The organism is Streptococcus pneumoniae (genome assembly GCA_040719455.1).
Taxonomy (GTDB): domain Bacteria; phylum Bacillota; class Bacilli; order Lactobacillales; family Streptococcaceae; genus Streptococcus; species Streptococcus pneumoniae_G.
In genome coordinates this window covers 784978-799990 of the sequence record JBFDTN010000001.1, presented here as the reverse complement: position 1 = coordinate 799990, position 15013 = coordinate 784978, and the positions used below count along the sequence as shown (strand labels likewise).

General features: G+C 35.9%; 17 protein-coding genes and 1 other annotated feature. Of the genes, 15 read left to right on the top strand and 2 right to left on the bottom strand.

The annotated features are described in order from the left end of the window. The 8 genes from AB1I63_03765 to AB1I63_03730 all read left to right on the top strand — a co-directional run bounded on the left by AB1I63_03765 (window position 1) and on the right by AB1I63_03730 (window position 9998). The gene (locus AB1I63_03765; GenBank protein MEW4354005.1) at window positions 1-807 is read left to right on the top strand and encodes an ABC transporter permease; all 807 of its coding nucleotides are present in this window, start codon (window positions 1-3) and stop codon (window positions 805-807) included. Then, a complete protein-coding gene (locus tag AB1I63_03760) occupies window positions 807-1973 on the top strand; it encodes an ABC transporter ATP-binding protein (GenBank protein ID MEW4354004.1) in 1167 nt (388 codons plus the stop codon). The genes AB1I63_03765 and AB1I63_03760 overlap by 1 nt, the downstream gene beginning before the upstream one ends. 14 nt (window positions 1974-1987) lie before the next feature. Further along, window positions 1988-3307: a glycosyltransferase gene (locus tag AB1I63_03755; protein MEW4354003.1), complete on the top strand. Its 1320-nt coding sequence runs from the start codon at window positions 1988-1990 to the stop codon at window positions 3305-3307. Then, complete coding sequence (locus tag AB1I63_03750) at window positions 3300-4529, top strand: glycosyltransferase family 1 protein (GenBank protein MEW4354002.1); 1230 nt, start codon at window positions 3300-3302, stop codon at window positions 4527-4529. Before AB1I63_03755 ends, AB1I63_03750 begins: the two co-directional genes overlap by 8 nt. Continuing rightward, complete coding sequence (locus tag AB1I63_03745) at window positions 4522-5511, top strand: glycosyltransferase family 2 protein (protein MEW4354001.1); 990 nt, start codon at window positions 4522-4524, stop codon at window positions 5509-5511. Before AB1I63_03750 ends, AB1I63_03745 begins: the two co-directional genes overlap by 8 nt. Before the next feature lie 4 nt (window positions 5512-5515). Next, on the top strand, window positions 5516-6994 hold the full coding sequence (locus tag AB1I63_03740) for a DUF2142 domain-containing protein (protein MEW4354000.1): 1479 nt from the start codon (window positions 5516-5518) through the stop codon (window positions 6992-6994). 47 nt (window positions 6995-7041) lie between these two features. After that, complete coding sequence (locus AB1I63_03735; protein ID MEW4353999.1) at window positions 7042-9429, top strand: LTA synthase family protein; 2388 nt, start codon at window positions 7042-7044, stop codon at window positions 9427-9429. A gap of 83 nt (window positions 9430-9512) precedes the next feature. Then, window positions 9513-9998 (top strand): EbsA family protein, encoded by a 486-nt coding sequence (locus AB1I63_03730; protein ID MEW4353998.1) that lies wholly within the window; start codon window positions 9513-9515, stop codon window positions 9996-9998. Here the strand turns inward: AB1I63_03730 and AB1I63_03725 are convergent. Further along, window positions 9995-10198 (bottom strand): ferredoxin, encoded by a 204-nt coding sequence (locus AB1I63_03725; GenBank protein MEW4353997.1) that lies wholly within the window; start codon window positions 10196-10198, stop codon window positions 9995-9997. The two genes, AB1I63_03730 and AB1I63_03725, sit on opposite strands and share 4 nt — an antisense overlap. A gap of 39 nt (window positions 10199-10237) precedes the next feature. On the opposite strand from AB1I63_03725, the gene AB1I63_03720 reads away from it, so the two are divergent. The 7 genes from AB1I63_03720 to AB1I63_03690 all read left to right on the top strand — a co-directional run bounded on the left by AB1I63_03720 (window position 10238) and on the right by AB1I63_03690 (window position 13347). Continuing rightward, window positions 10238-10702, top strand: a complete 465-nt coding sequence (locus AB1I63_03720) for an SAG1386/EF1546 family surface-associated protein (protein ID MEW4353996.1) — start codon at window positions 10238-10240, stop codon at window positions 10700-10702. Window positions 10703-10712: 10 nt separating this feature from the next. Further along, complete coding sequence (gene cmk / locus AB1I63_03715) at window positions 10713-11402, top strand: (d)CMP kinase (GenBank protein MEW4353995.1); 690 nt, start codon at window positions 10713-10715, stop codon at window positions 11400-11402. 14 nt (window positions 11403-11416) lie between these two features. Continuing rightward, window positions 11417-11544 (top strand) — a sequence feature (ribosomal protein L20 leader region). Between the two features lie 15 nt (window positions 11545-11559). After that, window positions 11560-12090, top strand: a complete 531-nt coding sequence (gene infC, locus AB1I63_03710) for a translation initiation factor IF-3 (GenBank protein ID MEW4353994.1) — start codon at window positions 11560-11562, stop codon at window positions 12088-12090. Window positions 12091-12121: 31 nt separating this feature from the next. Next, window positions 12122-12322, top strand: a complete 201-nt coding sequence (rpmI, locus tag AB1I63_03705) for a 50S ribosomal protein L35 (GenBank protein MEW4353993.1) — start codon at window positions 12122-12124, stop codon at window positions 12320-12322. Window positions 12323-12366: 44 nt separating this feature from the next. Then, on the top strand, window positions 12367-12726 hold the full coding sequence (rplT, locus tag AB1I63_03700; GenBank protein MEW4353992.1) for a 50S ribosomal protein L20: 360 nt from the start codon (window positions 12367-12369) through the stop codon (window positions 12724-12726). A 265-nt stretch (window positions 12727-12991) separates the two neighbouring features. Further along, a complete protein-coding gene (locus AB1I63_03695; GenBank protein ID MEW4353991.1) occupies window positions 12992-13174 on the top strand; it encodes a hypothetical protein in 183 nt (60 codons plus the stop codon). Then, a complete protein-coding gene (locus tag AB1I63_03690; GenBank protein ID MEW4353990.1) occupies window positions 13156-13347 on the top strand; it encodes an HAD family hydrolase in 192 nt (63 codons plus the stop codon). Before AB1I63_03695 ends, AB1I63_03690 begins: the two co-directional genes overlap by 19 nt. A gap of 490 nt (window positions 13348-13837) precedes the next feature. On the opposite strand, the gene AB1I63_03685 is transcribed toward AB1I63_03690, so the two are convergent. Continuing rightward, on the bottom strand, window positions 13838-14827 hold the full coding sequence (locus tag AB1I63_03685; GenBank protein MEW4353989.1) for an L-lactate dehydrogenase: 990 nt from the start codon (window positions 14825-14827) through the stop codon (window positions 13838-13840). Window positions 14828-15013 lie beyond the last annotated feature (186 nt).

Genomic DNA, 15013 nt, shown 5'->3' with positions numbered 1-15013 from the left:
ATGAATTTGTTTCATAAAAAAAATATGATTTTATTAAAAGAAATGGTTAAAACGGATTTCAAGCTTCGTTATCAAGGAAGTTTAATTGGTCATTTATGGTCGATTTTAAAACCCCTTTTGCTCTTTACCATTATGTATCTTGTATTTGTACGCTTTCTGCGCTTTGATGATGGAACGCCTCATTACGCTGTTAGTTTGCTATTGGGGATGGTGACGTGGAACTTTTTTACAGAAGCGACAAATATGGGGATGTTATCAATTGCCTCTCGCGGTGACTTACTGAGAAAGATTAATTTTCCAAAAGAGATTATTGTCTTCTCTTCCATTGTCAACGCTGCCATTAATTACTCAATCAACTTATTGGTTGTATTTGTGTTTGCCTTAATCAATGGAGTAGTGCCAACCTTCCAAGTATTGGTGATTATTCCTCTCTTTTTGGAATTGTCCTTATTTGCTACGGGAATTGCATTTATTCTAGCAACATTTTTTGTGAAGTATCGTGATATTGGACCGATCTGGGAAGTTATTTTGCAAGCAGGGATGTATTCGACACCGATTATTTACTCCCTTACTTATATTATCCAACGGGGGCATATGACGATTGCAAAATTGATGATGATGAATCCGTTAGCCCAGATTATTCAAGAGTTAAGACATTTTATTGTCTATTCTGGAGCGACTATTTCATGGGATATCTTTGAAAATAAAATCTTTTTAGTCATTCCTTATGTGCTATCTATTTCAGTCTTTGTATTTGGATATGTTCTTTTTAAACGAAAATCTAAGAAATTTGCGGAGATTTTATAATGACAGAAAAACAAATTGCTTTAAAAGTCGAACATGTGAGTAAGTCTTTCCGTTTACCAACAGAGTCTACTCAAAGTTTGCGTACGAGTTTGGTGAATTACTTTAGAGGAGTCAAAGGCTATAAAGAGCAACATGTCTTAGAGGATGTTTCTTTTGAAGTTGAAAAAGGCGATTTTTTTGGAATTATTGGACGAAACGGATCTGGAAAATCAACGCTTCTAAAGGTTATTTCTCAAATCTATACACCTGAGTCTGGAAAAGTGACTGTAAATGGGACCTTGGTTCCTTTTATTGAGCTTGGAGTAGGATTTAATCCAGAATTGACAGGACGTGAAAATGTTTATTTGAATGGTGCACTTCTTGGATTTTCTAGGGAAGAAATCGCAGCCATGTATGATGATATTGTAGAATTTGCAGAGCTAGAAGAATTTATGGATCAAAAATTGAAGAATTACTCTAGTGGAATGCAAGTGCGTTTAGCTTTTTCAATTGCCATCAAGGCCCAAGGTGATATTCTTATTTTGGATGAGGTATTAGCAGTTGGAGATGAAGCTTTCCAGAGAAAGTGTTTTGATTATTTTGCACAATTAAAACGTGAGAAAAAGACTGTCATTTTAGTGACTCATTCTATGGAGCAGGTGCAGCGATTTTGCAATAAAGCTATGTTGATCGATAAAGGTCATCGGACGGAAATTGGAACTCCGATGGAAATTTCTCGTATTTATAAGGTACTAAACGGTATTGGAGTGGAGACGGAAAGTACACAACAACTTGATATACATGGAATCTCAGTAGAGGCAGATTTCAGAAATCAGAAGGACGAGACACTGCTGTTTGATTTTGATATATATTTTGAGCATAAAATTATTGATCCTGTACTAACATTTACAATTCATAAAGATAACGGTGAATTGCTTTATCGATGGGTTTCGGATGAAGAAGTAGATGGAGAAATCAGTGTGGTGGACCAACGAGCACATTTGACATTTGAAATCCAAAATATTTTTCCGAATGGAAAGTTTTTAACAGAATTTGGTGTGAAATCTCGTGATCGTTCGAAAGAGTACGCAATGTTTAGCGGTATTTCGGATTTTGAATTGATTAATAGAGGAAAAGCGGGGAATAACATTTATTGGAAACCGAAAGCAGATGTGAAGCTAATATAATCAAGAGGTACAAGATGTTTCAGAACAAGAAAATTTTAATCACTCATATTTGGTTACGAGGTTTTGGTGGAGCAGAGATTAACATATTGGAACTCGCATCGTTTTTTAAAGATAATGGTGCAGAAGTTGAAGTGTTCACTTTTTTTGTCAAAGATCCGATGAAAACAGAGTTTGAACAGAGAAATATTCCTGTGATTACAGATAATTTCTATCCATTTGATTTAACTTCTTATGATTATATTTGGTCTGCACAGAATATCCTTCCAATTACTATTATCAAAAATTTGGGACAAAAACGTGTAAAGACCCCCAAATTTTTATTTTTCCATATGGCTGCCTTACCAGAACATGTTTTGGAACAACCGTTTGTATATCAATTAGAAGAAAAGATTTCTTCTACGACGTTAGCTGTGTCACAAGAGATTGTTGATGATAATCTTCATCGATTTTTCGGAGAAATTCCTAATTTACAATTCTATCAAAATCCTGTTCCTCCTAACTATATACAAGAAAAATATAGACATACACACTCGAACTTGAAAAAGATTTTAGTGATTTCAAATCACCCCCCTCAAGAAATCAAAGAATTAGAAGATGAATTAAAAGAGTTTCAAGTTGAGGTGGATTATTATGGTGTGTGGACAGATAAGTATGAATTGGTTAGTCCAGATTTATTAACTAAATATGATTGTGTGATTGGTATTGGTAAGAATATTCCTTATTGTCTAGTGATGGGAAAACCGATTTATGTGTACGATCATTTTGCTGGTCCGGGTTTTCTTACAGACGAAAATTTTGAAATAGCAGAGTATCACAATTTTTCGGGTAGAGGATTTGAAACACAAAAACGTACAAGCAAAGAAATTGCGGAAGATATTCTCAAGCATTTTTCTGAAGCGAAGGAATTTCAAGAAAAGAATTTAGAAAAATTTCAGAAACAATTCTCTCTTCAATATGTTGTGCCTTCAATTTTACAAAATATAGAGGATAATGGGGAAATTGATATAGTTTTTGATTCATACTATATCACCTATCTACTAGCCATGAATATCTTTATAAAGGATATTGTTGTTCGTTTAGATAATGATACAGTAAATCTTTGGAATCAAGTGTATTATCTTGAAGATGAACTAGGCATAACAAAGGATTTTCTTCGTTCTAGGACAGATGAACTAGATATAGTAACGGATAAATATCGCGCAATAGAAAAAGAATTGGCATTGTTAAAAGCGTCAAGATTTTACACTCTATCTTTGAAATGGAAGAAAGTGAAGAAAATAATGAAGTGCATGAACTTTTCAATAAAGGACAAGGAAACGAATAAACATGAATAGAATACTATCAACGTATAAAAATGAAGGTACTAGAGCGACCTTGAGAAAAATCTGTCATAAGTTAAAGAATGGTGGGCAAGTTGTAGGAACTACGCCACCAAAAATCAATATGTCAGAAATTCCTGTTATGCCTCAATTTGAAGATTTAATGAGGGCAGATTACATTCATCATCCTTATGTGAAACCAGAAAAATTAGACAAAAAACGATTGAATATAGCCTGGGTGACCCCTCCTGTTGGACCAGGTGGAGGAGGTCATACGACTATTTCACGATTTGTACAATATCTACAATCTCAGGGACATCGGTTGACTTTTTATGTGTATAGGAATAATACGATTCCTCAATCTGCAAAAGAAGCTCAAGATATTTTTGAACGTTCTTACAAACTAAATGTTCCAGTTAAGGAATTGGAAGATTTTCAAGATGAGGATGTTGTCTTTGCGACTAGTTGGGAAACGGCCTATGCTGTGTTTAATTTGACTGGTGAAAACTTACATAAATTTTATTTTGTTCAAGATTTTGAGCCAATATTTTATGGAGTTGGTTCTCGTTATAAATTAGCAGAAGCTACTTACAAATTTGGATTTTATGGCATTACAGCTGGAGCCTGGCTCCCTGATAGGGTCAAAGAATATGGGATGGAAGCAGATTATTTTAACTTTGGGGCAGATATTGATGTGTATAAGCCTAAAGCTAAAATGTTCAAAAAGAAAAAAATCTCCTTTTATGCTCGTGCTCATACAGAGCGTCGTGGATTCGAGTTGGGTGTCATGGCTTTGAAAATCTTCAAGGAAAAACATCCAGAATATGAGATTGAGTTTTTTGGACAAGACATGTCAAATTATGATATTCCATTTGAATTTACCGATAGAGGTATCTTAAATAAACAAGAATTAGCAGAAATTTATCATGAAAGTGTTGCTTGCTTAGTTCTTTCTCTGACAAATGTTTCTCTTCTTCCACTTGAACTCTTAGTAGCAGGCTGTGTACCAGTCATGAATACAGGAGATAATAATACGAAGGTATTAGTTGAAAATACAGATATTGTCTATGCAGAAGCCTATCCTGTTGACTTAGCTGCTAAGTTGTGTCAAGTAGTAGAAATGGATAATATCAATGAACATGCTGAAGCAATGAGTCAGAAATATCAAGGTACATCATGGGAAGAGAGTTATAAGAAAGTAGAAGAGATTATTTTGCGTGAGGTGACTCATGGGTAAAGAAAATAAAGCGACTGTCTTTATTCCTGTGTATAATGGAGAACATGATCATTTAGAAGAGACTTTAGAAGCACTCTATCGACAAAAAACAGATTTTGACTGGGATGTATTGATCACAGATTCAGGTTCTCGAGATAACTCTGTGCAAATCATTGAGCGATTTGCTGAGAAATATGGCAATCTTCAACTAAAGAGAATTGCAAAAGAAGACTATTCTCACGGAGGAACGCGCCAAATGGCAGCAGAAATTTCTTCGGGAGAAATCATGGTTTATTTGAGCCAAGATGCAGTTCCTTATAATGAAAATTGGTTGAACGAGATGGTTGCTCCCTTTGCGTTAAATCCTAATATAGCAGGAGTTGTCGCACGTCAGAAACCTCGTTTAAGCTGTTTTCCAGCGATGAAATATGATATTGAAGCAGTATTTCGTGAGCAGGGAGTTGAAGATGCTCTAACTTTTTGGACACGATCGGATGAGGCATTAAAAGGAACATATACCAAAGAGTCTTTTTATAGCGATGTGTGCTCAGCTGCTCCTCGTGAATTTTTGGTTAATCAGATTGGTTATCGTCAGGTAGCTTATTCTGAAGATTACGAGTATGGAAAAGATATTGTAGATGCAGGCTACATTAAAGTTTATAACGCTAAAGCGATTGTAGAACATTCTAATGATGTTCTTTTGTCAGATTATAAAAAAAGAATTTTTGATGAAACATACAATATTCGCGTAAATAGTGGTACAACGAATCGGATCTCTTTAGTGACTGTATGGGTGACAGTATTTAAAGATAGTTTGAAGGATTCTGTACGAATTTGCAGAGATCGAGATTTTTCATGGAAACGAAAATTGTATTGGTTAGTTGTGAATCCCTTATTTCATTTGGAAAAATGGAGGGGGATTCGCTTAGCCAATAACGTGGATTTATCTGCGGATAATAGTCAATATTCGTTAGAGAAGAGTAAAGGAAATATAGAGGGATAGGGAAATGGAGGCAAGCCTTAAAAAAATTATTAGCATAGGATTAGGAGTCGTTATTGTAGTTTTTGCACAGTTGGCTCTTCCTATTTTGTTTGATTTTAAATTTGATATAAAATTTTGGGAAGTGATTATAGGAGTTGTTGCTACTTTAATTGTTACAAATTTTACGGACAATAGTAAATTAGCTAGAAATGCCTTTTTCTTAATTCTATTTTTAGGAACTTCTATTGCATTGATTAAACCAGTTCAGTATGGTTTAGATGAAGAGTCTCATTTGGCCAATGCGATTGGCTTATCAGATAGCTTCTTCTTTAAGTATTCAGATGAAAAGTTGGAAGACTACGAATCTGTTTTTCTCCATGATGGGATTCGAAATCAACCGAATTATCAAGGAGATGACTATTGGTATCATGTAGAGCATAAAAAGAGTAGTATCAAAGGACAGATTAAGGGATTTGATAATCCAGCTTTCTTACCTGGATCTATCGGTTGGAATGTAGGTCGACTGTTATCTAGTAAGGTTTATATTTCTTATTATTTGGGTCGTATTTTCCATGTATTAGCATTTGCTGGTCTAGTCTATGCAGCAATTAAGCTGAGCAAAGCCTATCAAGAAATGATTTATCTGATGGGTACTCTGCCTTCTACTATGTATATAGTATCGAATTATCATTATGATTATCTTTATTATGGAGCTTCTTTATTAGTAATTGCTTTATTGACTAATATTTTATCAGGTAAAACGATTATTACTAGGAAAGTATCTCTACTTTATCAAGGATTTACTACTTTATTTATTTTTTCTAAGTTTCCTTTAGTTTTGGTAGGGAGCTTGATTGCTGCATTGCCAAATAAATATTATGATTCAAAGAAAACAAGATATTTTTCTTTCTGTATATTTATTCTGAACTTCTTGTTCGCTTTACTTTATTCAGGAATTATTCCTTTATTTTCATCTGCTAATCCTGTTACTGGAAGTAGTCCAGGGTTATTGTATTTTGTTAAACATCCCTTGCCAATTATTAGAACCATGCTTAGCATGCCTGCAGTTATTGTAGATAACTATATGATTCGCCCGCTGCATTATGTTTCACATCAATCAGACATTCTAATTGCAATTACGACTTTATTGGTATTTAGCTTGGCGACTATAATCGTTTTGCAGACTTCGTTTAAACTAAGCAAAAACTTTATTATTTGGAGTATTTTTACACTACTAGCTGTTACATTTCTAATTATCTATGCAATTACAGGTGATCCGAGAGTTTATAGTCCAGGAAATATATCAGTAGGGGGAGTTCAAGGGCGCTATTATTACTTTATGATTTTAATGGTCCCTATCTTGTTAGGAAATTGGATTCAACAAACCTTGAAACCTCAAAAGTTTTCGATGCAACAATCAGATGCATTCCTTACTTTTTTACAATATTCTATGATTTATTTGAATATCTTTACAATTAGTATTGGTCTATATACTCAAATATAATCAAAAATGGTGTTTATATGTTAATAAAAAATAAATGGATTCATTTTATGATTTATTTAGGCTTTTATAGTCTCATTTTTCATGATTTGAATATCGTTTTTGGAACGAAATTAGAATTATTTAATCCTTTTATTAGCATCATTGGAATTTTATTTCTAGTGATTGCTCGTGAATTGTATCCTTCAATAAAAATTGGGACGATTATTCACACAGGACTCTTATATATCTGTTATTTAGTCTTTGATTATTGGATGAAAATGACTTTTAACTTAAATGTAGAAGCATTTCATTGGGAGGAATTCAATAAAAACCATTTTATGCAAAATAATGGTCTCTTATTCACAGGAATCTTTTTGAGTCTTTGCTTGGGGTATAAAATCTTTCAAGAATATAGAGAAAAAATTTATTTTGCGGTAAGAAATAGAACGTATGATGTATTCTTAAGTCAGCTATTCACTTATTTTATTATGACAGGTAGTCAAATGAGATTAGTGATTGAGCAAAATACCTATCTTAAAATTTACCATGAAAATGGAAGTTTAAATCAAGAACATTTAGTCTTTTATAGTTTGATAGCCTATATTTTAACTTCCATTTTTACTTATTTTTTTATTCAAAGTTGTAAGGCATTTAAACAGAGAAGAGGAAACTTTTCTTTATCTGTAACAACTAGTATTTTATTAGCTGGAATTTTTAATTATACGATTCAAGCAGGGATAACCGATAAAGGAGATTGGTTTGGGACGTATTTAGCCTCAGGTGCGACTTTCTTTCAAATTATGGTATTGAGCGTTCTATTTATTGGTGTTTATGGAATTAGTAATCAATATATTCTAGGTACCATTGTAAATGTTGCTTTAGGAATAATTGTTACGATTGTAAATAGCCTGAAATTTGACTTAAGGCATGAACCGTTTTTGCCAGCAGATTTATCTTGGTGGAAAGAAATTGGCACGGTTGCTCGTTTTGCAAATATACACATTGGATTTACGATAACTATTGTAGTGTTAGTTGTTATTGCTATTATCTTCTTTTCTCATCGATTTCATGTCTTCTCCAATAAATTATTCCAGCATCGTTTACATCAAACGGTAATTATTTTACTGGTATTAAGCTTTTTTATGAGTATAACAAATGTAGTTGCCAATTCAAAAACAGCGAATCAAAAGAGAAGTATTCCGATTATTTCGTCCATAAATAATCTGGAAAATCTTCATTGGCTCGAAATTTATTTTGGATTATCAGCTAATTCGCGCTTTCAATCTTTGAGTTATATTTGGCTGAAACAATTGACACGCGAAAATATGGAATTACCTGCTCATTATTCTAAAGGAGCAATAGAAGAATTGAGCGAAAAATATCAGAATCTAGCAAAATCAATGAATGAGAACAGAAAATCTGCTATTTCTGATCAAACAGTTATTTATATTTTGAGCGAAAGTTTTTCCGATCCAAGAAGATTGGAAGGTGTTCAAAGTCAAAAAGAAATCATACCAAATATTTCTCAGTTGCTAAAAGAGCGTACGAGTGGTTTGATGAAAGCAGATGGGTATGGTGGCGCCACAGCTAATATGGAATTCCAAACTTTAACGGGATTACCAAAATATAATTTGAGTCCCTATGTTTCCATTATGAATTCAGAATTGGCGCCGAATTTGACCGTATTTCCTAGCATTAGTAACAGTTTTGAAGATAGAGTTGTCATACATTTAGCTAGTGGCAATAATTATTCTCGAAGAGCAATGTACTCACAATTAGGGTTTGATACACAAATCTTTTTAGAAGAGAATGCGAAAGATAGGGATATTGTTAATGTGGGAACTTATCCAAGTGATGAGTCTACATATGAGAAAGTTTTAAGTGAACTATCCACCAAGAAGAATCAATTCTTTTCCGTCTTAACCATGCAAAATCATAGCCCATGGTATTATTATGAGCCCGAGGATTTAGTGGTTACGGGAGAGAATTTCACAGAGGTTGAATCTAGTAATCTTTTGAGCTATTCTCGCTTACTTTATCAAACTGATCAAGCTACGAAACAATTTTTAGATGAATTGTCAAAAATAGATAAAAAAATTACAGTTGTATTTTATGGTGATCATTTGCCAGGTATATATCCGCAGTCGGCTTTTTCAAAAAATCCAGATAGTCAGTATTTGACAGATTATTTTATTTGGAGTAATTTTGAAACTCCCAAACTAGATTATCCACTTGTAAATTCAAGTGATTTTACAGCTTTAATGTTAGAACAAACAAATTCTAAAGTATCACCCTATTATGCTTTATTAACTGAAGTGTTGCACAAGGCAAGTGTAGATAAGAAAGAGTTGGATAAAGAGGGGAAAGAAATTGCTGAGGATTTAAAATTGATTCAATATGATTTGGTGGCGGGGAAAGGCTATCTTTCAAAGGAATTTTTTGAAATTCCTCAATAGGTATATGAAATTTACAAAATAGAATAGCTCGTCTATTCTATTTTTTGTCATTTTATGGTAAACTATATAAGAGGAGGTGTGCTATGATAAAGATTTTTGGACAGTTGCGGTATCATTGGCAGCCAGATGTAGCCATTTTAATTGTATATTGGTCTTTATCGTTGATTCCAATCTTTGTAGGTCTGTCTCTGATGTATGAAAGTTCGAGAATTCCGACGGTTGTTCTATCGTCTTTCTTTCTTTTCATGCTTCTCTTGGGACTAGGAGTTCATCGTTATTTTACGATTTATGAGGATGGAATGTTGGGAATTGTGACAGCAAATCCTTTTACACCGAAGAAAGTAGCTATTTCCAGTATCACGAAGGTTGAGGTTACAAAGACCTCCATCACCTTATTTTTTGAAGGCAAAGAAAAAGGCCGGACTTTCTGCATGAGAAAGTGGCCAAAGAAATATTTTGTCAATGCTCTTGCCTTACATGAGCAGTTCAAGGGAGAAGTCGAGCTGATGGACCATTTGACCCATTTGGATTACTTTGAAGCCTACTACGCAAGTGGTCAGAAAGATTAGCCTTTTTTGAGAGCGCCGGTGGGACACTCTCTTACAGCTGTAAGAATGCCGTCATCAGGAGTGACTTCTTTTTCCAATAAGTCCTCTTCTTGGTAGAATTTGACAATACCATTGTCATGGTAATCAAAGATGTCAGAATACGTTTGGCAAAGCCCGCAGGCTATGCACCGCTCAGGAATTAGTTTTATTTTCATATACATATTGTAATAAGATTTTTAAAAAAATACAAGGAGGAAGTCATGGAAAAAGAAGGTTGGGAAGAAAATATTTATGAAAACGGAGAAGAAGAATTGAAAAGATCTAATAAATCAACGAGCGTGTTAGCGACTCGTTTACTGACAATTTTAGCCACTATTTTTTGTATCATTGTGATTATCATGGTTGCTGTACTTGTCTATCTATCAACAGGTGGCAGCAATAAACAAACCAATATGAATGGTTTCTTTAGCACAACTGCTAATGCAGGAGCAACAACAGAAACGGTCGCTTCCTCTTCAGAGCCAGTAGAAGGTGAAGAGCAGCCTGAGGAAGAAACACCTCAAACTCAGACTGAAGGGACGATTGTCGTTCAAGCAGGCGAAGGGGAAGCTTCTATTGCTGCGCGTGCAGGCATTTCGATTGCTGATTTGGAACGCCTTAATCCATCACACATGTCAACGGGGGCTTGGTATGCAAATCCTGGTGATGTGGTAAAGATTCAGTAGGAGTAAGTGTATGAAACAAATTCAAATTGCTATTGATGGTCCAGCATCGAGTGGCAAGAGTACAGTGGCTAAGATTATCGCCAAAGATTTTGGTTATACCTATTTAGACACAGGTGCTATGTACCGAGCAGCGACTTACTTGGCTCTCCAAAATGGTTTAGCTTTAGAAGATACAGAATCTATCTTGATGTTACTAGATGCTCATCCGATTGGTTTTGGTCGCGATGAAAACGGGGAGCAGCTTGTCTTTGTAGGGGATGTGGATGTGACCCACGCTATTCGAGAAAATGATGTGACCAATGCAGTGTCTGCTGTGGCAGCTCAAGAGGCAATTCGAGAACGTCTTGTTACTTTGCAGCGTTCCATTGCGGCTCAAGGTGGCATCGTCATGGATGGTCGTGATATTGGGACAGTGGTTCTACCTCAAGCAGAATTAAAGATATTCTTGGTGGCATCTGTGAAAGAACGTGCAGAGCGTCGTTACAAAGAAAATATCCAAAAAGGCATTGAAACAGATCTAGCAACTTTGGAAAAAGAGATTGCAGAAAGAGATTATAAAGATAGTCATCGATCTGTTTCTCCTTTGAAGCCAGCTGAGGATGCAATTCATTTTGATACGACTGGTGTGGATATTCCAGCGGTTGTGGATTTTATTTCGAAAAAAGCGAAAAAAATCCTTGACAATTTATCAGAAACTTGATAAAATAATAGAGTTGAGAAAAGCAGAAGTGAGAGCTTCTCGCCTTGCGACTAACGTTGTCTGGCTCTACAGGTTAAGTTTCAGTGATGAAATAAATCATGTAGAACGGATTTGCGTTGCAAGTCCGTTCTTGTTTTTCTCTAAAAATAAAAAAGAGGTGAAAACCATAGCAAAACAAGACTTATTCATCAATGATGAAATTCGTGTGCGTGAAGTTCGCTTGATTGGTCTTGAAGGTGAACAATTAGGCATTAAACCATTGGCAGAAGCACAGAGCTTAGCTGATCAAGCAAATGTCGATTTAGTATTGATTCAACCTCAAGCCAAACCACCTGTTGCTAAAATTATGGACTATGGCAAGTTCAAATTTGAGTATCAGAAAAAGCAAAAAGAACAGCGCAAAAAACAAAGTGTTGTCACCGTTAAAGAAGTCCGTCTCAGTCCAACGATTGATAAGGGGGACTTTGAGACTAAGCTTCGCAATGCACGTAAATTCCTTGAAAAAGGAAACAAAGTTAAGGTATCTATTCGCTTTAAAGGGCGGATGATTACCCACAAAGAAATTGGAGCTAAGGTCTTGGCAGACTTTGCGCAAGCGACACAAGATGTGGCAATTATTGAGCAAAGAGCGAAGATGGATGGACGTCAAATGTTCATGCAACTAGCCCCAATCCCTGACAAAAAATAAGGTCAGAAAGTTAGAAAAAGGAGAATATATCATGCCAAAACAAAAAACACACCGCGCATCAGCTAAACGTTTCAAACGTACAGGTTCTGGTGGCTTAAAACGTTTCCGTGCTTACACTTCTCACCGTTTCCACGGAAAAACTAAGAAACAACGTCGTCATCTTCGTAAAGCAGCTATGGTATCTGCTGGAGATTTCAAACGTATCAAAGCAATGCTTACAGGTCTTAAATAAGGCAATTGTAGTACATATTCTAGGAATTATTGGAGGAAATATAAATGGCACGTGTTAAAGGTGGCGTTGTATCACGCAAACGTCGTAAACGTATTTTAAAATTAGCTAAAGGTTACTATGGTGCAAAACACATCTTGTTCCGTACTGCAAAAGAACAAGTCATGAACTCTTACTACTATGCATACCGTGACCGTCGTCAGAAAAAACGTGACTTCCGCAAATTGTGGATCACTCGTATCAATGCGGCTGCTCGTATGAATGGTCTTTCATACTCACAATTGATGCATGGTTTGAAATTGGCTGAAATCGAAGTAAACCGTAAAATGTTGGCTGATCTTGCTGTTAACGATGCAGCTGCTTTCACAGCACTTGCAGACGCAGCAAAAGCTAAATTGGCTAAATAATATCAAAAGATGGGAGAAATCTCATCTTTTTTGTTTATAGATGGGGAATGAGTATGATAGATTGGATATTTTTTGATGTGGGATCAACCCTGGTGGACGAAATAGTGTCCTACCAACGATTTGCGAGAGAGTGCGCAGCTTCATTAACTACTCATGGGAAAGAAGTGTGACTGCGTCAGCTTTTTATGAAAAGATGAAAGAAGTAGCAGGAAAAGGAGAAGATCCGATTAGAAATGCTTAGTCTTGGTATGGTTTGCAAGCTAGTATGCGTCCTCTATGGAATCATGAGGGAGAAAGGCTTTATCCTGATGTCCTATCAACACTAGACTATCTAAGTCAGTTCTATCGTTTGGGTGTTATTGCTAATCAAGGTCGTGGCTTAGAGGAGCGCCTAGAAGTATTTGGAATTCATCATTTTTTGACATCATTGTGGGCTCAGAAGATGTAGGTTATAAAAAACCTAATAGAGCTATTTTTGAATATGCACTGGTAAAGGCAGGGAGTCCTGCTAGTCGTTGTGTCTATATTGGAGACCGTATGGACAATGATATTCTTCCTGCTAAGAGAGTTGGCATGAAAACGATACATATGGTACAAGGAATTGGTCCGCATTGTTGCTAAAAGCTAGAGATGTGCAGTGATAGGCCTATTCATCATTTGAGTGAGCTAGTTAACCCTCTATTATAGTCATTTAGTTTTGATTTATTGTGTCCTTAACTCGTCTTGATTAACCTAAGTGCTGCTGTGATTCGTTGCTTCGTACTATATCAAAACTAAGCAACTATACTAACGATTTGTGTTGCTAAATATAAAAAAGGGAGTGAGACAAAAATCGTGATTTCGAAGAAAGCGATTCTCCTCACTCCTTTGTTTCTAATCTCTAGCTAAACGAATCCACTGGATTCGTTTACTCTCACCCGCAAGTTGACTGGCTTTCACAATTGAGAATTGTAAAAGGTTGGAAATAGGGCTAGCAAAGAGCAATTCGCTAGCTCCTTCTGATAGAATATTGCTAAATCAATGTTCTACAAAGCAGACAAGACTGCAACAAACTGTTCAAACTATAAAACAAAAGAGGTCAGGAAATTTTTCCCAGCCTCTTTTTTATGGATTAGTTTTTAACTGCTGATGCGAATTCTTCTTTTGAGAAAGCTTCATCAATGATGGCTTTCAATTCAGCAGCAGATGCTTGCATTTTTTGAGTTTCTGCATCGTTCAATGGAATGTTTACTGGACGAACGATACCGTGTGCACCGATGATTGCTGGTTGTCCGATGAAGACATCTTCAACACCTTCGTATTGACCTTCTTGGAAGACAGAAAGTGGCAATACTGCATTTTCATCATCCAAGATTGCTTTTGTGATACGAGCAAGGGCAACGGCAATACCGTAGTAAGTCGCACCTTTTTTGTTGATGATAGAGTAAGCAGCGTCACGAACAGATACAAACAAGTCAACCAAGCCTTGCTCATCGATGTCGCGGTTTGATTGCAACCAGTCATACAATTTCACACCAGCAACGTTGGCATGTGACCATACAGCAAACTCTGAATCTCCGTGTTCACCCATGATGTAGGCGTGTACTGAACGTGCGTCGATTCCGATTTTTTCAGCAAGTGCTTGACGGAAACGAGCTGAGTCAAGTGATGTACCTGAACCGATAACGCGCTCTTTAGGGAAACCAGAGAATTTCCATGTTGAATAAGTCAAGACATCAACTGGGTTTGCAGCAACAAGGAAGATTCCGTTAAAGCCAGATTCAACAACTTGTGTAACGATTGATTTGTTGATGGCAAGGTTTTTACCTACAAGGTCAAGGCGAGTTTCACCTGGTTTTTGTGGAGCACCTGCAGTGATGACAACAAGGTCAGCGTCTGCACAGTCAGCGTATGAAGCTGCATAGATTTTTTTAGGGGAAGTGAAGGCCAAAGCGTGTGAAAGGTCTTCTGCATCTCCGACAGCTTTATCAAACAAAGCTGGGATTTCGATGATTCCCAATTCTTGAGCGATTCCTTGGTTGACAAGGGCAAATGCGTAAGAAGAACCTACGGCACCGTCACCAACAAGGATAACTTTTTTGTGTTGTTTAGTAAGAGTCATTTAGCTAAACATCTCCTTTATTTTTTTAGGGAATTGAATTCCCATACTCAATCATTCTATCACTTTTGATAGGCTTTGTCACGAGTATTCTGTGGATTTTGAAGATGTAAACGTTTTTAATTTATAGTGCTATTACTGAAAAATATTCTCTTTTGTGGTATAATGGTAAAGAATATTGTTGAAAGA